At 35.1% G+C, this 23,331-nt stretch carries 24 protein-coding genes; 6 read left to right on the forward strand and 18 right to left on the reverse strand.

The window, feature by feature from the left end:
* Nucleotides 1-75 precede the first annotated feature (75 nt).
* The 3 genes from BTR34_RS00565 to BTR34_RS00575 all read left to right on the forward strand — a co-directional run bounded on the left by BTR34_RS00565 (nucleotide 76) and on the right by BTR34_RS00575 (nucleotide 3,620).
* Nucleotides 76-702, forward strand: coding sequence for a YdeI/OmpD-associated family protein (locus BTR34_RS00565; protein WP_235843198.1), 627 nt, complete (start codon nucleotides 76-78; stop codon nucleotides 700-702).
* 235 nt (nucleotides 703-937) lie between these two features.
* The gene (locus BTR34_RS00570) at nucleotides 938-2,362 is read left to right on the forward strand and encodes an amidohydrolase family protein (RefSeq protein ID WP_068484518.1); all 1,425 of its coding nucleotides are present in this window, start codon (nucleotides 938-940) and stop codon (nucleotides 2,360-2,362) included.
* Nucleotides 2,363-2,375: 13 nt separating this feature from the next.
* Nucleotides 2,376-3,620 carry a metal-dependent hydrolase family protein gene (locus BTR34_RS00575; protein WP_068484517.1) on the forward strand — a complete coding sequence of 415 codons (1,245 nt, stop codon included), beginning with the start codon at nucleotides 2,376-2,378 and terminating at the stop codon, nucleotides 3,618-3,620.
* A gap of 181 nt (nucleotides 3,621-3,801) precedes the next feature.
* Here BTR34_RS00575 and BTR34_RS00580 read toward each other — a convergent pair whose 3' ends face one another.
* The 14 genes from BTR34_RS00580 to BTR34_RS00645 form a co-directional block, all read right to left on the reverse strand.
* On the reverse strand, nucleotides 3,802-4,425 hold the full coding sequence (locus BTR34_RS00580) for a DUF998 domain-containing protein (protein WP_068484516.1): 624 nt from the start codon (nucleotides 4,423-4,425) through the stop codon (nucleotides 3,802-3,804).
* Between the two features lie 62 nt (nucleotides 4,426-4,487).
* Entirely contained in the window at nucleotides 4,488-5,387 is a 900-nt protein-coding gene (locus BTR34_RS00585; protein ID WP_068484515.1) for a sterol desaturase family protein, read from the reverse strand.
* Between the two features lie 50 nt (nucleotides 5,388-5,437).
* On the reverse strand, nucleotides 5,438-6,070 hold the full coding sequence (locus BTR34_RS00590; protein WP_082960157.1) for a hypothetical protein: 633 nt from the start codon (nucleotides 6,068-6,070) through the stop codon (nucleotides 5,438-5,440).
* 40 nt (nucleotides 6,071-6,110) lie between these two features.
* A complete protein-coding gene (locus BTR34_RS00595) occupies nucleotides 6,111-6,500 on the reverse strand; it encodes a VOC family protein (protein WP_068484514.1) in 390 nt (129 codons plus the stop codon).
* 454 nt (nucleotides 6,501-6,954) lie between these two features.
* A complete protein-coding gene (locus tag BTR34_RS00600; RefSeq protein ID WP_068484513.1) occupies nucleotides 6,955-7,440 on the reverse strand; it encodes a hypothetical protein in 486 nt (161 codons plus the stop codon).
* 41 nt (nucleotides 7,441-7,481) lie between these two features.
* Nucleotides 7,482-8,288, reverse strand: a complete 807-nt coding sequence (locus tag BTR34_RS00605) for a polysaccharide deacetylase family protein (protein ID WP_068484512.1) — start codon at nucleotides 8,286-8,288, stop codon at nucleotides 7,482-7,484.
* 175 nt (nucleotides 8,289-8,463) lie between these two features.
* Nucleotides 8,464-9,525: a bestrophin family protein gene (locus BTR34_RS00610; RefSeq protein ID WP_068484511.1), complete on the reverse strand. Its 1,062-nt coding sequence runs from the start codon at nucleotides 9,523-9,525 to the stop codon at nucleotides 8,464-8,466.
* Nucleotides 9,526-9,548: 23 nt separating this feature from the next.
* Entirely contained in the window at nucleotides 9,549-10,283 is a 735-nt protein-coding gene (locus BTR34_RS00615; protein ID WP_068484510.1) for a hypothetical protein, read from the reverse strand.
* Between the two features lie 120 nt (nucleotides 10,284-10,403).
* A complete protein-coding gene (locus BTR34_RS00620) occupies nucleotides 10,404-10,748 on the reverse strand; it encodes a nuclear transport factor 2 family protein (protein WP_197496161.1) in 345 nt (114 codons plus the stop codon).
* Nucleotides 10,749-10,850: 102 nt separating this feature from the next.
* The gene (locus tag BTR34_RS00625) at nucleotides 10,851-11,195 is read right to left on the reverse strand and encodes a hypothetical protein (protein ID WP_068484508.1); all 345 of its coding nucleotides are present in this window, start codon (nucleotides 11,193-11,195) and stop codon (nucleotides 10,851-10,853) included.
* A 58-nt stretch (nucleotides 11,196-11,253) separates the two neighbouring features.
* A complete protein-coding gene (locus BTR34_RS00630) occupies nucleotides 11,254-12,009 on the reverse strand; it encodes an SDR family oxidoreductase (RefSeq protein WP_068484506.1) in 756 nt (251 codons plus the stop codon).
* A gap of 89 nt (nucleotides 12,010-12,098) precedes the next feature.
* Nucleotides 12,099-13,019 carry an AraC family transcriptional regulator gene (locus BTR34_RS00635; protein WP_068484504.1) on the reverse strand — a complete coding sequence of 307 codons (921 nt, stop codon included), beginning with the start codon at nucleotides 13,017-13,019 and terminating at the stop codon, nucleotides 12,099-12,101.
* A gap of 119 nt (nucleotides 13,020-13,138) precedes the next feature.
* Nucleotides 13,139-14,071 carry an ester cyclase gene (locus BTR34_RS18480; protein ID WP_082960172.1) on the reverse strand — a complete coding sequence of 311 codons (933 nt, stop codon included), beginning with the start codon at nucleotides 14,069-14,071 and terminating at the stop codon, nucleotides 13,139-13,141.
* A gap of 200 nt (nucleotides 14,072-14,271) precedes the next feature.
* On the reverse strand, nucleotides 14,272-14,688 hold the full coding sequence (locus BTR34_RS00645; RefSeq protein WP_068484502.1) for a hypothetical protein: 417 nt from the start codon (nucleotides 14,686-14,688) through the stop codon (nucleotides 14,272-14,274).
* 37 nt (nucleotides 14,689-14,725) lie between these two features.
* Between BTR34_RS00645 and BTR34_RS18875 the strand changes: the two genes are divergently transcribed.
* Nucleotides 14,726-14,992 (forward strand): transposase, encoded by a 267-nt coding sequence (locus BTR34_RS18875; protein ID WP_034669045.1) that lies wholly within the window; start codon nucleotides 14,726-14,728, stop codon nucleotides 14,990-14,992.
* A 35-nt stretch (nucleotides 14,993-15,027) separates the two neighbouring features.
* Nucleotides 15,028-15,870 carry an IS3 family transposase gene (locus tag BTR34_RS18650; protein ID WP_235843210.1) on the forward strand — a complete coding sequence of 281 codons (843 nt, stop codon included), beginning with the start codon at nucleotides 15,028-15,030 and terminating at the stop codon, nucleotides 15,868-15,870.
* A gap of 145 nt (nucleotides 15,871-16,015) precedes the next feature.
* On the opposite strand, the gene BTR34_RS18655 is transcribed toward BTR34_RS18650, so the two are convergent.
* Together BTR34_RS18655 and BTR34_RS00660 are read right to left on the reverse strand one after the other, a co-directional pair.
* The gene (locus tag BTR34_RS18655) at nucleotides 16,016-16,186 is read right to left on the reverse strand and encodes a hypothetical protein (RefSeq protein ID WP_157483826.1); all 171 of its coding nucleotides are present in this window, start codon (nucleotides 16,184-16,186) and stop codon (nucleotides 16,016-16,018) included.
* Nucleotides 16,187-16,482: 296 nt separating this feature from the next.
* The gene (locus tag BTR34_RS00660) at nucleotides 16,483-17,376 is read right to left on the reverse strand and encodes a S1 domain-containing protein (protein WP_068484497.1); all 894 of its coding nucleotides are present in this window, start codon (nucleotides 17,374-17,376) and stop codon (nucleotides 16,483-16,485) included.
* A 224-nt stretch (nucleotides 17,377-17,600) separates the two neighbouring features.
* On the opposite strand from BTR34_RS00660, the gene BTR34_RS00665 reads away from it, so the two are divergent.
* Nucleotides 17,601-19,163, forward strand: a complete 1,563-nt coding sequence (locus tag BTR34_RS00665) for an IS1182 family transposase (protein ID WP_074472077.1) — start codon at nucleotides 17,601-17,603, stop codon at nucleotides 19,161-19,163.
* Nucleotides 19,164-19,225: 62 nt separating this feature from the next.
* Here BTR34_RS00665 and BTR34_RS00670 read toward each other — a convergent pair whose 3' ends face one another.
* Both BTR34_RS00670 and BTR34_RS00675 read right to left on the reverse strand, forming a co-directional pair.
* Nucleotides 19,226-19,840, reverse strand: coding sequence for a hypothetical protein (locus BTR34_RS00670; RefSeq protein ID WP_244893344.1), 615 nt, complete (start codon nucleotides 19,838-19,840; stop codon nucleotides 19,226-19,228).
* A gap of 112 nt (nucleotides 19,841-19,952) precedes the next feature.
* A complete protein-coding gene (locus tag BTR34_RS00675) occupies nucleotides 19,953-23,183 on the reverse strand; it encodes a S41 family peptidase (RefSeq protein WP_068483870.1) in 3,231 nt (1,076 codons plus the stop codon).
* Nucleotides 23,184-23,331: the final 148 nt, after the last annotated feature.

Below are 23,331 nucleotides of genomic sequence, written 5' to 3' on the forward strand. Positions count from 1 at the left end.
TGATTTTAAGAATTTATAAAAATAGGGCGCACATTTTTACAAACCAATATTTTCTGTATTAAACATTGTACATTTATGATAAATTATTACCCTTTTAAGAGAATTATGTTAGAAATACCTGAGTTATATTTTAAAAATGATATAGAATTCAATCATTGGTTACATAATAACCATTCCGAACATTCTGGTATTCATCTTATTTTTTATACCGTAGCACATGAAAATGAAAGTATGCGATGGGAAGAAGCTGTACAAGTAGCACTTTGTTATGGTTGGATAGATAGCACGGTTAAAAGCTTAGGCAATGGTAAAAGAAGACAGTACTTTTGTCCAAGGAAACCTAAAAGTGTTTGGAGCAAAGTCAATAAAAACTATATAAAAGAGCTTAAAGCTAATGGCAGAATGCATGCCGCGGGATTAGCCTCAATTAAAATTGCAAAGGAAAACGGTTCGTGGAGTTCATTGGATGATGTCGAAAATGGAATTATTCCTAAAGAACTACTACTAGCATTCAATAAAAACCCCGAAGCATTTTCTAATTTCAAGAACTTTACCCATAGCCAACGTAAAAGCTTTTTGTACTTTTTAAACCAAGCAAAACGCCAGGAAACTAGAACGAAAAGAATTAGTGAGATTATAAAGCACGCTGCTGAAAATATTAAATATAGAAATGGTGGCGGGTGGCAGTCTTTGAAAAAGTAAACTATATCAGGGCACGCACTCAAGGTTTAAATATTAAATTCAACATTAAATTTGGACGCAAGCGTCGGAGCATTAAATCTCGATTATCGAGTAAAATTAAGAACGTTATGAGCATTGTTTTATAAATAATTAATAATCCATAATTAATGGACTAATTCAATAGTCAAAATTTATGATAAACAAAGAATTACCAAGTATTCTTTTTACCTTCCCATTCCTAAATTGCCCAACTTCTATGAGATTATCTATTTTGACGAAAGTTTTTGCCATTGCATTATTAATAGCGCTAAGCAGTTGTACTGGGACAAAGTCTTTAACTTGTGATGTTTTTATTAAAAATGGAAACCTAATCAATCTTGAAGATGGCTCTGTTTCAATTTCAAATATTTTAATAACTAATAATAGAATTACCAGAATAATTGCGCACGCTGATTTAAGCAATATTGAAGCGGAAACTACCATTGATGCCACAGGAAAATTTATTGTACCGGGATTTTGGGATAACCACACACATTTTAGAGGTGGTGATTCATTAATTGGAGCAAACAAGAATTTCTTGAAGCTATTTATGGCTAACGGCATTACTACTGTTCGCGATGCCGGTGGTGATTTAACTTCTTCTGTACTGGAGTGGCGTAAAGCAATTGCAAATAATGAACTAGTAGGACCTAGCATTTTTACATCAGGGCCAAAAATTGATGGACCGGGCGGTACTTGGGCCGGTTCTTTAGAAGTGACTACTGGTGAAGATATTAACAGTGCCCTAGATTCGTTGCAGTCAATACCGTCAGACTTTGTGAAAATTTATGATAGCCGTATATCGGGTGATAATTACTTAAAGGTGATTGAAGAAGCTGAAAAACGTGGTTTAATCACATCTGGGCATATGCCTTTTACTGTTGATCTTGATGCAACTATTAATGCCGGCCTTGATGCGGTCGAACATCTATATTATATTATGAAGGGCTCTTCTTCCAAAGAGAAAGAAATAACCCAACAATTGATAAACAACGAAATTGGTTTTTGGGATGCCATGCCCCTACTCCAATCTTCATTTTCTGACTCCACCGCTTTAAAAACTTTCGAGCACTTAAAATCGAATAACGTATTTGTGGTTCCTACTTTACATATTGGTGGTGTACTGAGCTATTTAGATGAAGTTGACCACTCTAATGACGATTATTTAAAATATATGAGCGACGGAATTCAACAAACGTACAAAGGGAGAATTGACCGCGTAAAAAATGCAACCGAAAAGCAAATTGCCGACCGAAAAGCATTGGACCAATTTTTCGGTGATCTTGCTTTTAAACTAAATAAAAACGGAGTTTCACTTTTAGCCGGTTCAGATAGTGGAGCCTACAATAGCTATACCTATCCTGGTATTTCATTACATAAAGAACTAGAAGCAATGGTGGCAACAGGAATCTCTAATTTCGATGCCCTGAAATCTTCTGCTTACAACGGTGCTAAATTTTTAAAACAAGAAGCTGATTATGGCACCATCTCAGAAGGTAAAATTGCCGATATTGTTATTCTAAATAGTAATCCACTAGAAAATATTAAAAACACACGAGATATTTATATGGTACTTTCCAACGGAAATCAACACACGAAATCCGATTTAGATACTTTATTGAATTCGGCAATTATTAACTAAACGAACTACTACTATGAAATCAATTATTTTTATTTGCCTATTCTCTACATACTTCGGTTTTACACAAACACTCTTAAAACCAGACCGAGTATTCGATGGAAAAGAAATGAACGATAATTGGGTAGTTTTAGTGGAAGGAAATAAAATTACGTATACTGGAAAAGTGAATGGAGTAACATTACCTAACAACACAACTGAAGTTGAATTAGCAGGCACTACACTAATGCCAGGTATTATTGAAGGACATTCACATGTTTTATTACACCCTTACAATGAAACGGATTGGAATGACCAAGTATTAAAAGAATCTCCTGTAGAGCGTGCTGTTAGAGGAACGGTTCATGTAAAGAATTCTTTATTGGCTGGCGTTACCACCATGCGAGATCTAGGTGCCGAAGGTGCTGGCTATACCGATGTGTATTTAAAAAAAACTATTGAAGAGGGAATTATTGACGGACCACGATTATTGGTCGCAGGGCCCGCAATTGTGGCAACAGGCGCATACGGTCCTAAAGGATTTCATGACGGAGTTACGGTTCCTTTAGGTGCTGAACCTGCAAGTGGTGTTGACCAATGCATTGAAACCGTACGTAGACAAATGGGAAACGGTGCCGATTTAATTAAGATATATGCGGATTACCGCTGGACTCCCGGAACAGATTCACAACCTACCTTCCTTCAACAAGAGATTGATGCCATGGTAGCTACTGCCAAAAGCGCAGGTAAATATGTAGTCGCTCATGCCGGTACTCCCGAAGGAATGAAAAGAGCAATACTTGGTGGTGTGGAAACTATTGAGCATGGTGATGGCGGTACTCCTGAAATTTTTAAGATGATGAAGGAAAAAGGTATTGGTTTATGCCCTACCCTTGCCGCTGGTGATGCCATTACACAGTACCAAGGATGGAACAAAGGAACTGACCCAGAACCCGAACGCATTCAGCAAAAAAGGAAGTCCTTTAAAATGGCGCTGGATTCTGGAGTACAAATTGTTTTTGGTGGTGATGTGGGTGTTTTTACCCATGGAGAAAATTATCGTGAAATGGAACTAATGGTCGATTACGGTATGAAGCCATTAGATGTCTTAAAATCCGCAACCTCTGATAATGCCAGTATGTTTCATTTAAATCATTTAGGTAGCTTAAAACAAGGTTTTCTCGCTGATATTATAGCCGTTAAAGGAAATCCGGCGCAAGATATATCTGCAGTTAAAAATGTGTCTTTCGTTATGAAAGATGGAGTTATTTATAAGGATTAGTTGATGGTTGTTGGTTATTCGTTGTTCATAGGCTAGTTAAGCACGGCTTTCTGTTTGCTTAGAAAACATTCACTAAGGTAATACTCTGCGAACTATAAAACTTTGTTTTTATTACGCTGTACTAACTACTTTTCACCTAATACTTTGTACTTTCTACTTTTCACTTTGTAAAGAAAACCAACTAAGCAGTACTCTTTCCTACTCTCAACGCACTAGAAACCAAGAATATTATAAAAGAAGTCTCTATAATACGCTGTAAAATTCCTCTATAACCAGAATCAGGATTAGAGAACAAAGCAAATATAAAAACTCCACTAATAATCGCTGTAGTTATCGCTATCTGAGATAAGTGACCGTAGCTCTCAAACTTCTTTAAGCCCAAACCGATACCTAATAAACAAACAGGAAAAAATATATACGTCAAAGATGCAACTGCATTATGTATTAATTGTGAAGTACTCGAAACCATTAAGTTTGTTGGGCATCCTGCATCACAAGGAAATAATCCTACTAATAATGTTCCTAGTCCGTAGAAAATTGCCAATCCAAAAAATCCGGCCTTTATCATCCTTGAATTGGGAAGATATCTGGGTGCGCTGAAACTAAAGATAGCGGTAAGTATTCCGCTTGGCACATATCCGAAATACTGCAAATACCCACCATATTCCGTATCTGATGCAAAAGATTCACTTATGAATTGACTTACTTCACTGTAATCATCGATTAATAACGGACCAACAATCGCGGCAATTGCAAATAAACTAACTCCTAATATGCCTGTATATGCTACTAGTCTATTGGTCATATTTTTTTATTTACTTTAATCGGTTTCCACTTTACGACGTTTAAAATTGAATTCTGTTACAATTACAATTCAACTTTTTTACCTTCCTCCCATTCCCTTCGTAAGTCTGAAGAAAGTATACTAGTGCCATCATGTTTCCAGCCAGGAGGTTTTGTCAAGTACTTGAATTTATTTGTTAATGAGGTTTTTGAAATAAAGAAATCGCACAACATCTTATACCATTCGGCAAATGCAATTTTTATTGGGTTATACGTATTAATATTCGTTACCAAACCGTAAACGGGCTTTTCAACCTCAGGCTCAAAGGTCCCAAATATTCTATCCCAAATAATAAAAATGCCTGCGTGGTTGCGATCCAAATACTGCGGATTGGTAGCATGGTGAACCCGATGATGACTGGGTGTATTAAATACGGCTTCAAACCAATTTGGCAGTTTAGTAATATACTCGGTATGTATCCAGTATTGATAGATAAGACTTACAGACATCTGTACTAATATCATTACTGGATGAAAACCAATGATTACTAAAGGAGTCCAAAAAATGAAGGTATAAAATCCGCCAGACCATGACTGCCGTAATGCCGTACTCAAATTATAATTTTTAGAGGAATGATGCACCACATGACTCGCCCAAAAAAACCGACTTACATGACTGGTTCTGTGAAACCAATAATAACAAAGATCTTCTGCAAAAAGTAAAATTAACCACGACCACCATGCAAATGGAATTTCAAAAAGATGATAAAAATTATATAACAAGTAAAAAAAACCTAATGCAATTCCCTTGGTTATTAAACCTATTGCTACGTTACCTAAACCCATAACAATAGAAGTACCGGCATCCTTAAATTCGTAATTATGAAGCTTAACTTTCACGGATAAAATAACTTCAAGGATTACAGTAACAACAAAAAAAGGTATGGCGTAGTGTATTAAATTGGGGATTTCTGGAATTTGCATGCTTTAAGTTTATTCATCACTAAAGATAAAAATTAATTACGCAAGGCTACTTACCTATTTATTCGTTTTTCAATCTCAAGGGCTCTTTTATAAAAATCTCTAAACTCTTCTTCAGAATACTTTGCCCTCATGGCACAAAGCACATCAGGTAAACTTAGGCTACACCAATCCCACAGCATCGTATCAAAATTATAGGCGAACATCTGCTCTTTTACTTCTGCCCTGATAGTATCTACTTCGAGAGATGTAAATCCGTTATCATGTAGCCTCGCTAAACAACGTTCTTCGTTTTCTTTTGTAAATTCTGTATCTAGATAAGGCTCTAGAATCCAATCCCAGTTCCAACTTTGCGATATAAGTCTACTATTGTTACTTTCGGCGAACTGCTTTAGTTTTTCTTTGTATTCCGACGAGACAAATATGATATCGTTTTTAATGTGGACTTTACATATTCCAAATTCGACTGACATACATTCTACATCATTTGCAGAAATTAGTGCAGATGGATAGGCAATTGAAGGCTCAAATGGATACTCGGAAATAAGAATTTCACTATCACGTATTTCAGATTTCCCGATACCGCATAATAGCATTTTCGTATTAAAAAGATTCATTGAGGCATTAGTACTCAATGAAGTTTTGTTACGCTTAAAATTGAATAGGTCTTTAAGAAATTTCCACATATTTTATGAGCGGTTATACAATCAATTTACTATTGCTGATTTATTTAGGTTCCAATAAATCCCACAAATTGCCATATAAATCTTCGAAAACAGCAACCATTCCATAGGGCATTTTTTCTGGAGATCGTACAAACTTAATTTCTCGTTCCATCATTTTGTAATAATCTCTCCAAAAATCGTCAGTGTATAAAAACAGAAAAACGCGACCTCCCGTTTGGTTTCCAATACTGGCCTCCTGCTTCTCATCATCTGCTTTTGCCAGTACCAATGAACATTCTTTAGAACCCTGTGGCGCTATAATTACCCACCTTTTACCTTCACCCATATTGGTATCTTCAACTAACAGAAAGTCTAATTTTTCGGTGTAAAATTTAATGGCTTTATCATAATCTTTTACTACTAACGCTACGCGTGCTATGGATTGTTTCAAGTTCTCTTTTTTTGTTTTTAAAAGTAATATCCCAAATGTTTAAATGAATTGGCAAAATCAAATACCTAAATTGATTTGCGTCTAAATCAATTTTCACTAAAACCTTTTTTTTTACAAATAGCTTATAATTAAGTAATTACCCTGCCTAACAACTATTATTCTACTATTTTTTTTGTACCTTAAAGATATGAATTTACCTAGGGAATTTTTCGATATACTTTATCCTATACTAATTATTGCTATAGGTTTAGCATTTGTTAGTTACTTTACTAAAAGTGGAAGAAATTTTAGAAGCAGAAGAAATAAAAAGGCGAGGAAACAATTTTAACTGGTTTTATACCTGGCTTTACTTTCTACAATGAGATAAATTTATTTTTTGGTATTAAGGATATCTTCATTTTCAAGAAAAAGTTACAGAAGGATAATGCTTAAGTTTCTTGCAATTAGTTTCAAATTATAAATCCTCTGTCATTTTACCAAGATTAATTTTCTCGGCTTTTGTGAACTTTATTTCACGTACAAATTCCATCTTGCCCCATAAATAGGTATTCCCTTTAAGTCCTTTGGTTACTCTCATTCTACGATTTAGTCGCGTAATTTCCTGCTCAGTTGCCAATCTTCTTTCGCCAAGCTCACCATATAATTTTATGGCAGGATAGTCTATAAACTTTTCTTTAAATAGCGCCCTAAGCCAAAATAGCCGACTACTATTTACCCCTAATAAACATACATTTTTATTCATTTTTGCATGTTCTGGTAATTTAGAGGGAAATTTCTCGAAATAGAATCCTGTTGGGTTATCATTTAAAAACAATGACCCTATTGGCGTTACAGTTGGGTTATTATCTACATCAACAGAAGCAATAGAAATATGAAAATTTGAACTAAAACTTTTATTAAAATGTATCCTTATTTTCTTCCAGTTTGTTATCAAATCCATTTGAGTAAAATATTAATTTCGGTTCAATATTTTCAGCTATTCTATTTAGAATTAACGGATTGTTCCGATATGTATTTAGTAACATTATAAAAGGTATCTACCCAATAATCTTGCTCATTTTCTTTAAGATAAATCAATAATTCTTGTAACGCTTCATTTGAGACATTTAAGTAACCACCTCCTACACTATGAAACATAAATGTAGCAATAGTGCCATTTTTTTTAGCCACTTTCACATATTCAATAAGTTCCTTTCCTGTATTACTGTCTACATCCCAACTTGGCATAAAATTAATATCAATATTATCCATAGTGTCCGGTATTGGACCATCACTTCTTGCGGCAGAAAATAACTTTTTAACTACTCCAACATAGGTGCTATCTCCCTGTACTTTATAGTTAGAGCAGGTATAGCCGTAAGTTCTATACGTTTTTCCATCAATAGCGTTTAGCAAGGTATTGGCTGTATATAATTCCATACGTATTTGTTCTAAACTATATTGATTTAAATCATACTCCGGTTTAACCCAATCAAATACCCTAGCATCGCATGGATGAAATAACGAATGATTACCTAGCTCATGTCCGTTTTCAACTATCTTTTTCCATTCCATAGTCCTATTGTGTAGTGAAGTTGTATTTCCGGGACAGTAAAAAGTGGCTTTTATATTGAATGAGTCTAGTATGGGTATGGCATTATCTAAATGCGAATCTTGACCATCATCAAATGTTAAGCAAACAGCAGCTTTTTTATTTTCTGGCCATTTAAATTCCTTCTGTAAATCTTGTGCATAAGTGAACCCTATATTTACCAAAACAACTAATACGTAAATGACTATTTTTTTCATATTTCAAATCATTAATCATTTGAAGTAAAAACATATTTGTAAATAGTGTTATGTACTTATAACTAATAGATATTGTATAGACATCACAAATATGCCCAAGCTATTAAATATAGTTTTTTTAACCGATTTAATATAAGTATGAATTGTAAAAAGGGAGTAATATTTTACAACCTACTTACATTTGTGTATCATATATCACAGGAAACTGTTTAGGTATATCCTCTAAAGCTTCCCCTAAATTTTGTCTCAAATCAATTTCGATACCTCTTGCCATTGTTGATATTGGAACATCGTTTGCAGAACCTTCAAACGGATTTTCTCCTGTTCTCCCTATTTTTTCCATCGTATGAAAAATCCAAGCTACAATTACATAGAAAGGTATGGACAACCAAATAAATAACGAGCCTATAATTGAATGTGAAGCACTAATTTCTTTCCCTATTTCTGCAAACTGCGGAACAATGGCCAATGGTAATAACAATACAAAAATCCACATAAAATAATGATTTAAAGTAGCAAATTGCCGAGGATATGGGAAGTTTTTAATTCGTTCAGATTGACCTTGTAAAGTAAATAGTTCTTGTAAAATTCCTTCTAATTCTAAAAATGAAAATTCCCAAACTACACCTTTTTCTTTTAGATTTTTTAAATGGTGCGATTGTAAATATAGCATTGCCGTTTGCTTATTATTTTTGCTCATTACATAGTCTAAATCTTCTTTACATAAATAAGGTTTCATATCCTCCTCTACGGTTGATTTCCATTCTGGCGGACTTACCATTTTACTCCATTCTTTGTTCGTTTTTTCAAGAACAACTGTTTCCCAAGGTTTAGACACCCTCATGGCGTGGCGCAGTGCTGTTATCCACGCAATATGTCTGTAGGTAAGTGTTTTAATTTCTTTTTGTAACTCTTCTTTAGAAAAGCTTTCTGTTGCATATTCATTATTAACCATATCTTGGACAAACATTCCAAAGGTTCTTGATGTATTTGTAATTCCTCCCCAAATTTTTCTTGCCTCCCAAATTCTACCATATGCAGAATTATTTTGAAACCCAATAACAAAAGCTACGGCTGTTCCAATTAATGCTAAAGGTGTCCAAGGGATTTTTAACCATTCCAATTCTAGAAAAAAGTATAGAACCACAACTACGGTAATAATTGCAATAAACAAAAAAGTCTCATGCCTGGTCCATTTTGCTAAATCCTTAATTTTAAAAACCTTTTTTGTATACATATTATACGTATTGAAATATTGGTTTAAGAAAAATTACTCATTAAATCCGTTCTCTTATTCGTTTCTAAATTTATATATTCAAAACGTTTGTAAGAACAAAAAGACCCCATATCTCTGTCCCCGTTTATAAAAACAGCACCAATTTGAAATAAGTGCTTACAGGGATAATTTGTTTTTGAAACCAAAACATCAATTTGCTTATCAATTGCTTCATAAATTACTTCTGTGGCCTCTTTAATTGGTATTTCTGAACTTAAAATTCGCGCTTTTTGTTCTAATAGAATTTGCTCTATCGTATTCATTTGATAATCTAAGTCGGTAATCGCCCCTTTTACAATTTTATTATTCTGTAATTTACTTAATCCAGCCTTTGCAGCACCACAACAAGAAGAATTTTGAGATTGTCCGTATCGGTTAATTTCACCTATTTTACCTTCTTTGGTAACTCCAATATGTGGTGCATAAAAAATAACTATTGCGCCATCTTCGGGAACATGATGAGCAAAAGCTCCCATACCTGTTATACCTGCAAAAGGATAACCATCCAATCCCCCTAACTTAAATGGGCCTAACATTTCGTATGCTCTTGGAGGATATTGAATGGCATTTACATCATCACAACATAAGCTATCTGCATGCATTAACTGATTTGGTTTTAAACCATAATTGCTCTCAATAATATCTAATAATTTATTTACCGTATCTTCTGTGGTCAGTGCATTTGGGTAATGCTCTTTTACTGTTTTTAAAAAACTCATCGTATTAAATATTTATTTTATCGTTTTTATACGTTATGCCTACCGTAGTAAAGGACTAAGTCCTTATTAGTAAAAAGTAATTTTTATTGTATGGTTTTCAAAGACTAAGAACTACCCACTTTAATAACGCATTTGCCAGCTCATAATCTGCCCATCTTTTACGGTAAACAAAAAATTAGCTTTATTGGTATAGCCCTCACTGCTGTATTGACCTGTAACTACAACTTCATTGCCATTAACAGTATATTTAGCATTATCTACATGACCCTTCCGTTTAATAATATCACTTTCTAACCAGCTAAAAAATGCTTTTCCAGATTTTGCGGCACCATCTCCATAAGCTTGTGAAGCATTGGAATTAAATAGCGAACGTATTTTTTCAGCATCATTGGCCGACATTGCCGTCATCAGTAATTTGATAATACTTTCCGGATCATTTGATGTGTTTTGACTTATATCGTTCATTTGTTCTTTTTTTATAATTATTGTAGCGTTTTGTAGTGTGCTTTGCATACATATAGAAAACATAGCTACGTAAAATAGATATAACATTTAATTTAAGTTGACCTATTTTAAAGGGTGTTTTAAATATATAGCTACCATATTCAATAATAAAAACGGAATTTCCATAGCCGCGCCTTTTATATTGCCTAAATGCAACTGAAAGCATAAAATAAATAAAATGGTTGCCGCCATTAAAAAATTACCATAAACAAAGGTTTGAGACCATGAAATTAATACTACGCTTACAAGCAGTACAATCCCCATAACCATAACCCCTATTTTATCGAAGCCAAATGCCCTAAACATATTTATCATTTCTGGTTTGCCTTGCACCATTGCTAATCCTTGTTTTACTCCCATAAATAGAATTACTAAAACTAAAATTCCGCTGATTATTTTTGTTATCATACTATTTTATTTTTAATCAATAAACCCAATAATTTTAAGCTATTGGGTTTTTATTAAGTTACTTAGTTGTATAACCACCATTTGCTAAAATGGTCTGTCCAGTAATCCACCAACCATCGGTAGCTAAAAAAGTAATAATAGGTACGATATCCTCTATTTTGGTTAACCCTCCTAATGCCGAAGCTGATTTGTGGTAGGCAACCGCTTCTGGTGATTCCTGTCCATAGAAAAATTGAGTATCCATTGGTCCAGGCGCAATAGAATTCACCGAAATCCCTCTATCTCCGAATTCTTTTGATGCTGCTCTTGTATAATGTTCAACTGGTGCTTTTCCTCCTGCGTAAGTAGCGTACAATCCTGTGTATGCCCCTAACAATGATGTTGCAATGGTTATAATTTTGCCATCGTTTTCTAAGTTTGTACCCGCTTCTTTAATGAAAAAATAAGCTGATTTACTATTGATGTCGGACATGGTATCGAATTCTGCTTCCGATGTCTCGGCAAAAGGTTTTTTTAAGACCATACCAACTGTATTTACAGCAACATCTACACGACCAAACGCGTCTTTAGCCTTTTTAAAAAGTGCTTTTACGTTATCGGCTTTTGTTAAATCGCTTTGGACCATTATTGCCTTTCTGCCTAAACTTTCAACAGCTTTAACTGTTTTTTCCGCATCAGCTTTTGCACTATCACTATGAAAATGTACCACAACGTCTGAACCTTGTTTTGCTACTTCCCTACTAATTAGTCCGCCTAAGTTTTTAGCTCCTCCAGCGATTACTACTACCTTGTTTTTTAAATCTATTTTTGCCATTGCCTTAAATTTTAAGTATTACAAGAACAAAATTAGAAAACAGGTACTGTTTTAAAGTTATACCAAATTTAGGGTTTGTTGTAAATTCTTTAGATTCTGTGTTTTTTTCGAAATGCCGAAGGTGAAAGTCCTGTTTGTTTTTTGAAAAAATTACTAAAATGTGCCGTTTCGGAAAAGCCTATTGCAAAAGTGATTTCCTTAATAGATTTACCACTGTTTTTTAATAAAGATTTTGCCAAAGAAGTCGTTTTTTCAGTAATCCAGTTGGTTGGCGATTTACCTGTTTTACTTTTGATTACCTGACTAAAATAACTGGAATTCAGTTGTTGCATATGAGCATAATCTTGAGAATACAAAATTTCAGAACTCTCCTTTTTAACTAATTTTCGATAATGAGATTCAAGGTTTTCCTTGAATTGTTTCACTATTTTAGATTGGCTATTGCCTTCTTCTATTGGGAGATAATCTTGCCAAAACAAATCTTTGACCTTTAATAATAAAACAATTAGTAAATTACTGATAATCTTACTTTTATAAGGGGAATTGTTTTTATTTTCATTAAAAATTTGAAGGTAAAGCGTTTCTATTTCTTGATACTGAATTTCATTCGGTTTTTGAGGCGGAACAGTTTCTGAAAGTAGAAATGGAAAATCAGCAAACACATTTTGATTAATATTAGTTTTTAGAAATTCTTCACTAAACGTAATTAAATACGCTTCTTCTAAGCTGTAAAACTCAAATGCCTTTATATGTCCTGGATTGGTAAAATAAATGGTTTTAGAGTCGTATTCAAATTTTTGTGCGTCGGTGGTATAATTACCTTCTCCTTTTTTTATAAATACAAATGAATAATAATTTGTTCTAAAAACAGGTGACTTGTACGGTATTTCTTTATGGATGTTTAAAAGGTTATTTATTGAAAATTCACTGTTCTGTTCAATAGGTATTTCTAAAGCATTATATAAATCCGCGACTTTTTCAAAATATACTATTTCATCTGTTCTTGTCATGTACGTTAGTGTTTATCTAAAATTATAAAACTATTAAGCAAAAGTTTAGTTTGTAAACAAACAATGCTTTAGAAGACGCTAAAGCTAAAAAATTGTGCACTAAGAATTTTCAACAGTTATTAATTATCCGTTCCAAACTCCAGTTGTCGCTTGTATTCTTTTTCATCAAAATAGCCCTTTGATTCTTGAATTAACCCTTCTTCATTTATAGTCCATTCTTCAAATCCATTAATACGTACTTTGTTGCCAGTTCCATCTGGTCCATTATTAGTTCCAGTAAGCGTCCAATGAAATTTTGTTTTGTCATTCTTTGTTGCCAAACTGTCCATTGAAACAACCATATCAGGAAAAGTCTCCATAAAACTTTTAGCAACATTTGTTATCGCTTCTGTACCTTCTGCCGGTATTCCATCATTTATCTGAAGCACGCCATCTTCGGCGAAAAAATAGGAGACAAATTTAGGTCTTTGGCTACACCACACTTGTGCATAACTCTTTGCAAAAATGGCTATATCAAACTTTTGCAATTCTTCTGGCAAAGTTGTATTTGTGTATGAGACATTAATGAATTTCCATTCACCATCTTCCTTAATTAAGGTGAAATTATCGATGTTATTTGTCTTAGATACACCATATTTATGTAGCGTAGCATCTGCCCAAACAAAAGCAATCTGGCCCTTGTTTATATGAATTTTGTATTCCTTAACGGGTTCATAAAAGGGACTCCGTTCTCCTTTTTTTTGTGATTCAAAATAATCGCTAATTGAAATAACAGAATTTTTAGAAACTCCATCTCTAATTATGGCACTAGCCAAATTTGCCTTGTTTGAAACTATAGATTCCAACGTCTGAAAGTCCGAATTACCCACAGCAAATAAGAGCTTCTCCACAAGAGCTATGAGCTCCTGTTCTTCCGCATTCCAAGTATTTTCTTTTTGGTTCTCTACAACCTTTTCAGTCTGATTGGTTTTATTTGGATTAGACTGACAACTAAAAAATAAACTAGAAACAATTACAAGTGATATTATTTTAATATGTAATGTTCTTTTCATAATTGGATGTTTTAGCTGCACGTTAAGGCGCATAGATTAAACAAGTTAAATATTATTATTTAGTTTTATTTTTTTGTTTGCCCTAAACTAAATCTATCCTCGGTAGTTATACGGATTAGCGACTTTATAAACCTGCCGGCAGGTAGGCAGGCACTTACTTTTATATTTTGCTCTAATATGTTCCTAACATTTAGGTTTCGTTATTTTTCTTTTAATTCGTCGTCGATAATCTGAATCATTATCTTGATTTTATCCATAAAAATCTGTTCATCTATAACATTCTCTTTTTTCCAACTGAAAATATTGGCTGTCAGATCTTCCATTTCACGATTATTGAAGAACCATTCATAATCTGATGCGTATGTTCCCTTTGGAAATTCTTGATATCTTTCAGAATTTGATATGCTATTTAAAGCACTTAATTTACCATCGGTTGAAGGCCAAAAACGTTCATTTAATAGTCTTCTTACGAATCCATCTTCTTGGTTTGCATCTAAAATCATCGATTCAAAAGATGAAATGTATGATTTCAATTCAGCATTTTGTACGTAATCAATTTTGTTCGATGCAATAAGTGATTTGATATTGTAGGCTTCCCTAAAAATAGGACAGTTCATAATTCGAATTTACTAACTTTAAATTCAAACTGTCAAGATGAAAAACAGCAAATTTAGCGAGAGCCAGATTATTAAGGCTCTTAAGGAAAACGAACAAGGAAGATCCGTAGGTGATCTATCCAGGGAATTAGGAATTGATAAAAGCACTTTCTACTATTGGCGTAAGAAGTACGGAGGCATGGAACAACAGCAGCTTAAACGTTTAAAAGAGCTTGAAGAAGAGAACAATAAGCTCAAACAGATGTATGCCGATGTAAGTCTTGACAATAAGATGCTAAAGGACGTATTGTCAAAAAAGTTCTAAAGCCTTCCGACAAGAGAGTTCGTGTAAAGTATCTTATCAAAACGTTTGTAGTTCCTATCATCCGTGCCTGTAAAGTTGTAGGCCTGAGTAGATCGATGTGGTATTACCAAAGTAAGAAGGATGATAGCGAGGTTATCGATAAGCTAACAGCGTTGGCGGAATCGTACCCAACTAGAGGTTTTGATGAATATTATTACAAGATCCGTCGTGAAGGCTTAAAATGGAACAGAAAACGAGTGTTACGTGTGTACCGCGAGATGAAACTCAGTCTGCGCCGTAAACATAAAAAGCGTTTGGTCAAACGTATAAAACAACCTTTGGAAACACCTTTGACACTAAATGAGTGTTGGAGTATGGATTTTATGAGCGATGCGCTTACCGATGGCAGAAAGTTGCGTGTATTTAATGTTTTGGATGATTGTAACCGGGAAGCTCTGGCAATAGATGCAGGACTTTCTTATCCGGCGAGAGCCGTAATGGAAACATTGGATCGTTTAAAAGATGAAATAGGAACACCTAAATACGTGAGGTGCGATAATGGTCCGGAGTTTACCTCTAAGACATTTATGAACTGGTGTAAAAAGAACTTTATAGAAATTAAATATACACAACCGAGAAAGCCGATGCAAAACGGATATATAGAACGATTTAATCGTTTTTTTAGAGAAGATATATTGGATGCCTATTATTTCAATGACATTTATCAGCTTCAAAAGATAAGCGATAACTGGCGGGATGATTATAATTTTAACCATCCGCATAAATCATTAGGCAATATATCTCCCAAAGAATTCATGCCCAGATTTGATGAAGAATTTAAATTCTTCATCAAATCTGACCTAAATAATAATTATTTATCGAATTTAGAGGTGTCCTAAGAAGGGGAAGCCTACACCACCTCTTTCATCAACACTTCAATTGACTTTTCTAATTGCTCATCAATACCTTTTGCAATACGTTCAGGCTGGTTTTTAATGATGATTTCTGGGTTAGTTTCGTTGTTTTTTTATTTTTGTCTCCTTTTTACCATAAACCAAATACCCAAATGGCGAGTCCGAGGGATAATAGGATATTCGCCCAGCTATAAACGGAATTTAGTGCTTCTATCACAGAGAATTTTTCAGATAGCCAAAATAATCCGCCAATCGCCATAAGTGCGAAACCAATTATTTCCAATTTGTTATTCTTCTCCATTTGTATACTGTTTACGGTTGTATTTATTAAATTGTGATTTCTTGCAAGATGTTCGTTTAGTATAACTGCTAACGCTTGAGCTAAGCGTAGTGCGGAGGCAAGGAAACTTTTCGTTTCCGTCTGAGCACGAAGCTAAAGCTTATTGTTTGGTTTTATTTTTTCTTGTCTAAAGTTAAATCCATAAGATTTAGCGACTTAGTAAATATACACAGACCTACCGATTTAGCCCTAAAGTCCGCATTACGTTTAGGCTTGGTTACCTGCTGGTTTTTTTCTCGGTTTATGTTTTAAATGTTTCATAAATAATAAGCATCATTTTGTTCTTCCAATTCTTTTGCGCTTGGAGTTTTCATACTCCAATCGACTATGTATTTATCAATAAATTTTTCAAGATTTTTTTCTAAAACAAAGCGGTTACATAATTCCAGGAAATTTTCATCGTCATTTTTTTCAAAGAGATACCGCTTGAGGGAATTCATATGAGCTTTTCGACAATAATTTGATAGGAAAGATTCAGTAAATTTTTCTTTTATAGAGTTCAAATAAGAATCCGTAATATTTAAATCCTCCTTATCTAATAATTTATATTCTTTAATTTTAATATCTATATTTTCACGGTAATAAATAAAGGTTTCTATATATGAATCTTCGAATTTTAGTAATCCGTATGGGTAGTTCATTAAATAATAATCAGAATTTTCAAATATATATTTAATCTCAAAATCCGATTCTATTATGTATTCATACCATCTATACGACCAATCTCTTGAGTTTTGTTTTAAGTGAGAAACGAATTTTATATCAAAAAATCTCAAAAAGTTTTCTTTTGTAAATTGATTTAAGTAATCTTCTAAAAATGTTAAATGTTTATTTTTAAGTGTTTCAAAATAATCTTTGTAGAATCTTTCTTTATAGACTTTATCTCCATTTATAACTAACCATTTTAAAAGATTTTCATCTGAAGAATTATAAAGCTCTGATTTTAATTTGTCGTCATTGAGTTCATTTATACTTGTTGTATTTATTGCATTTAATCCTTTCTCGTTTTGTTCAATATCAAAGGCAACAATAACATCTCTTGATATTTTTGAATTACAGTTATTTGAATGGACAAAAACTGTCCCTTTTCGAGACACTATAAATCCAAATTTTCTTATTTCAAAATATGTTAGAACAATGCCTAATTCCATTTTTTTTTATTTTTTACAGCTTGCAGGTAACGTTTATGTATAAGAATAGTTGCGGGTTTGTATGCGAGGATTTTCCGAAGGAAAATCAGACATTACAAACACGCAACGACCTTTGATTAAGCACTAAGCCGCAATTATTTTTATACGGTGTGCCTGTTGCACAAGATATAAAAAATATCGAGCTCTGATCCTTGCCGATCGGACATTTGATCGTAACTTGTTGTATGCAGGGAAAAAAGGAGTACCAGGAGAAGCTTTTCGCTAGTTTCCAACTTAGTGAACGTATACCGAAGAACAATTTTTACAGGCGTTTGGGATCCGCCCTTGATCTTGGTTTCCTCTATAAGTTGACTCGGCCCTATTATGGGGAGAGCGGTCAAAAGAGCATAGACCCCGTGGTGTTCTTCAAGCTTTGTCTGGTGGGTTATCTGGAGAACCTTATCAGCGACCGTAAACTGATTGCGCATTGTTCGATGCGCTTGGACATTCTTTATTTCATAGGCTATGACATTGATGAGGAACTTCCATGGCACAGTACCATAAGCCGTACACGCCAACTGTTTCCAGAGTCCGTTTTCGAGGAAGTGTTCACGAATATTTTACAGTTGTGTATAGAAAAGGGAATGGTAAGTGGTCATACCCAAGCGATAGATTCGGCACCGGTAAAGGCGAACGCGAGTATGGATACCTTGGAACTGAAAGTGCCCGAGGAAGAACTAAAGGAGCACTTGGTGCGGATACGGGCGATCAGCGCCATGGACAGGGAAGTGCCACACCGTAAGTCCAAGGATAATAAAGCGGATAAGGGCGATCGTAGTATTACCGCAAGTGGAAAGGAGCTGAATGCGATAAAGAGCCGTAACAAGAAGTGGGCGAAGGATCAGGATCAAAGACCCGGTGCAGGTAATAAAGGTGCGAAGTACACCAGTAACAAAACACATTATAGCCCAACGGACCCCGATGCCAGGATAAGTGTGAAACCCGGCAAGGCCAGAAAGCTGAACTATCTTTCTCAACTTAGTGTTGACACGGCGCATCATGTTATAACCGACATCAGGGCGTGCCATGCAGATGGAAAGGATAACCAGCAATTACAGGATATCGTACAACGCTTGCAAAGAAGATTATGGCAACAAGGTCTGGTATTTGAAAACTGCGTGGCCGATACGGGGTATAGTAGCGGGGAGAACTATGCATTTCTGGAAAACCAAGGGCTAAAAAGTTTCATTCCACCGCATGGCACCTATAAAGGTGGTCCCGATGGGTTTACGTACATCAGGGAACACGACAATTATCTATGCCCACAGGGCAAGGTGATCCCTTTCAAAAAAGTGTTCCTTGACAGCCGGACCAAGACCAAAAAGAAGGCGTACCGCGCGTCGAGCAAGATCTGCAAGGGCTGCTCGATCATGGAAAGCTGCCTTGGAAAGGTCAACGAGAAACAGTTCTCGGTCACGTATTATCGGGCGGAATACGAACGGAACATCGCAAGGGTCGAGAGCCCACAGGGCAGGTATATGAAGGGTAAACGACAAAGCACCGTAGAACCCGTTTTCGGTACCCTCACCCAGTTCATGGGCATGCGCAAGATAAATACGATAGGTCTGGAACAGGCCAACAAGGTGATGCACCTCTCCGCAATCGCCTATAACCTTAAGAAGTACCTGAAATTTGAACTGAAACGTTCAAATAGTGGGCTAGCAAAGCTTGCTTTTAAGGTCTTTATAAAAAGTACTGTCCAAGATATGTTTTCAGTATTCCTAAGGCATCAAAAAGTGACATTCTAATACTGAACCGGTAATAATAAAACCTCTTAAAGAGGCTTTATTATGTTGATTTTATTCAGAATTTAAGCTTGTGCAACGGTTACCGGTGTTAGCGTTTGTTGTTTTCTTTTTCTCAATAATCCAATCATTTGTCCAATTCCAATTCCAACGTATGTTCTGTCTTTATTTATTTGTAACATTGGCGAAATTGTTAATCCGTAAAACCTTGTAAATGGAAATTCAATTTTAGGGTTAATTATTAAACTTAATGTATTATGCGTTTTATAATTCCAAGTATAATTTTCTGTCAAAAAAACATCATCAATCATCTGCCAATTTTCAGGTTCTCTTATTATAGTGTAACCTAATCCAGCTGATATATTTGTCCTAATGGTCCCACTTTCGTTTAGTTTGTAAATTTTTCCAAAACCAATTTGATAATTTTCAATTTGGTCATAAGGATTTGCAAGTCCAAAAGAGAATATTCCAGTTAAACCTGATGTATAATTGTCAGGTTGTGATTTGGGTTTCCGTATATTCCCAGTGTATCCCACTTTAATTGAAAATTTTTCCTTAAAAACATAATTCAAGTTAATATCAAACCCAATGTAATTCCCTAAATTCAACTCACCAGTTGAATAAATAGCATTATTTTCCGCGAATTGAGCATTGGCAAAATGGATGCTAATAAAACTCATTAATATTGTTATTATCTGTCGTTTCATAAATTAACCACAACAATTGTATAAGGTAACAATTTACTATATTCCAATTTTATAATTAGTTTCTTACTATAAAAATTTTTAACCACTACTCCACCTCTTTCATCAACACTTCAATAGACTTTTCTAATTGCTCATCAGTACCTTTTGCAATACGTTCTGGCTGGTTTTTAATGATGATTTCTGGGTTGGTTTCGTTGTTTTCCATCCACTCGCCTGCTTTGTTTTTAGCGCTTATAGGTACAACTCCCCAGCCACCACCATTAGGTAATTGTTCCCATCCAGCCCAACTACAAGTACCCGGCACAGGCATACCAACGGTTGTCCCAATTTTTAAATCTACATAGCCACTTGCGAAACAAGAGCCATCGCTGTACATAGATTCGTTGAACATGGCTAAAGTTGGTTTCGTCCAACGTGAGGTTGGTTCGCCACCTACTACCCTAGCCTCTGTTTCATACGAGAGAAATGGGACACCGGTAAAGAACATAGCCAAATCGGCAACCAAATCACCACCCCCATTAAAACGGGTATCTACAATGACTCCTTTTTTATCATTAAATTTCCCCAACATTTCTTCATAAATAGTTCGGTACGGTCCGTCGCTCATTCCTGGTATATGCACATAGCCTAAAGTGCCATTACTTTTTGCCAATACTTCTTTTTCGTTATTTTTCACCCAACGATCATATAACAAACTCCCCTCCTCGCCAAGGGAAATAGGTTTTACGGTGATTTGTTTTCTTTTTCCTTTTTCGTCCAATACATCTAGCAAGGTAAAATCGCCTTCTATCCGGTTTAAATAAAATGCAGCATCGGTAGTATTCCCAATAGTTACTCCGTTTATTTTCTCGATTATAGCATCCGCTGTTATGTCGAATCCTGATTTATCTAACGGTCCGCCTTTTATTATTTCTGTAATTTTTAGTCCATTTCCTTTGTGCGTATAGTCGTAAAACACCCCTAAAGAGGCTGTTTTATCTCCATTTTCTATATTGTCTGAAAACCGACCTGCAGCATGACTCACATTTAATTCGCCTACCATTTCAGATATCATTTCAGCAAATTCATAGTCATTGCCAATATGTGGCAGGTACTTTTCATATTCTGTACGCATGGCATTCCAATCTATTCCATGAAATGTAGAGGTATAAAATATGCCGTTGGTACGTAACCAAATATGGTCGAACATATATTTACGCTCTGCATCGGCATCTAAGACCATTTCTGAATTCAACTTAACGGGTTCTGTTTTGGCAGCTTTCAAATCTACCTTAGCAATTTTCCCATCCGCCAATAGAAACAAATTTTCCTTTTTGGCATCCCACTGCATGCTAGCAGACTTGGCATCTAAGGCAATCAGCATTTTTGTGCTCTTGGTACGTATCTCTGTCTCCCAAAGATTCAGGCCTTTTTCAAACTTGGTTAAGTAATACAATTTTTCTCCATCCTTAGATAGTACGGCATCTGCCAAAATAGAAGAGTGTATGGTTAAGCGCGCTTTTCTTCGTTCCACATCTTCCAAATCGAACTTTAAAGTGGCTACTTTTGCTTCCTCTTTTTTATCGTCCTTCTTCTTTTTATCGTCAGATTTGGCTTCCTCTTTTTTCTCTTTTGCCGCCTCTTCTATCATCTTCAATAAATCGTATTCTTCCTTTGAGTTATTGAATTTATCCCAAGATTCTTGATTCAAGAACATGGAATAGACATCCAACTCCGACTCACCACTGGTGGCGTAGCTTTTTAATCCATCCCTATTTGTAAAATATAAGATTTGATTGCCTTCATTTATCCACTTTGGCGTAAAATCATAGTAACCACTTTGGGTTAAGTTTTTACGCTGCTTACCATCTTTAGAAATCAATAGTACTTCTACATTGCTTAACGATACCTTATTATCTACCAAAAGCCACTTACTATCTGGACTCCATTGAAAATACTGATCACCATCTTGCATGTGTATAACACTGTCGGGAGTCAATAAGGTTGTAATTTCATTCGTTTTAAGATTCTTGACCTTTACTGTTCTTCGACCCTCTACATAGGCGATATACGTACTATCTGGCGAGAATTCTGGTAGATAAATATCTTCTTTTGAAGTAACCAAAGTATCTTCTTTAAACACAGTTGCAGCGAAGAAATAAGGTTCTTCTGAGCGTACTTTGGCGGACTTAAATATGCTCCATTTTCCATTACGCTCACTGGCATAGGCAACTGCTTTACCGTCTGGCATAAATTTTACAAAACGCTCTTGCTCTGGGGTATTCGTAATACGTTTGGTCAAAGAACCATCAACCGATGTAACAAAGACTTCACCCCTGCTAATAAATGCAATTTCCTTTCCATTAGGTGCAATATCCATTTCTTGAACACCGCCATTTACAGATACATATTTTATAGGATTGCTATCTTCTTGTGTTCTGATAAGAATTTCTACTTTTTTAGCTTCTTCTCCAGGAATTAGGGTATAAATTTCGCCATCATACCCAAAAGCAAGTTTGTTGTTACCCATACTTAAAGAACGTACGGGATGCATTTTAAAATTGGTCAGCGACTTTGTTTCTGACTCATTTGTTAAAGGCATTGAAAACACATTAAATGTTCCTTCCCGCTCGCTTAGATAATAGATGGAATTTCCATCTTCTGAGAATACTGGATTACGGTCTTCCCCATTAAAATTGGTCAACATCGTATGTTTACCCGTTGCTGGTTCATACGACCAAATATCTCTTGTAATGGCTGATACATGGTGCTTTCTAAAAGCATCTTCATATCCTTTTTTATCATGATACACCATTTTTGTACCGTCGGCATTTACGTGTACATCTTCTGCAGGAACGGTCAATACTTGGTCTACACGCCCGCCAATAACGGGAACACTATATAACTCCGGCTGGTCATCGGTTGGGTATTGGCGATGCTGGGCAATATCTAACCGATCTGCACCAAAAAGTATAGATTTATTATCGGCAGAAAAGCTAAATGGGGTTTCATCATTACTATGGTAAGTCAATCGTGTTGCTGGTCCGCCTTGTGCATCCATCACATAGACATCAAAATTGCCATATCTATTAGAGGTAAATGCTAATTTTTTACCGTCTTTACTCCATACTGCAGCGTAATCATGCGCAGCATGAAACGTTAGTTGCTTTGCCACACCTCCATCTGCCAATACTGAAAATAGGTTTCCTTTATAGGTAAATGCAATGGTTTGCCCGTCTGGAGAAATTGCAGGATACCGAGCCCATTTCGGATTTGTTTGTGCAGTGGTAACAAAAGTTAGGCATACCGCTATTACGGTTAAAAATGTAAATTTCATAAGTTGTTAGTTAGTCAATACGAAAGATAAGAATTTGGTTTATTTACAACTATTAATAATGTATTAATGGTTGTCATTTTAATGTATTAGGAAGAACTCGCTAAAACTGTTTAAATTTACAACGGTACTTAAACGCTAAAGATTTTTT

Source organism: Maribacter hydrothermalis (assembly GCF_001913155.1).
GTDB classification, from domain to species: Bacteria; Bacteroidota; Bacteroidia; order Flavobacteriales; family Flavobacteriaceae; genus Maribacter; species Maribacter hydrothermalis.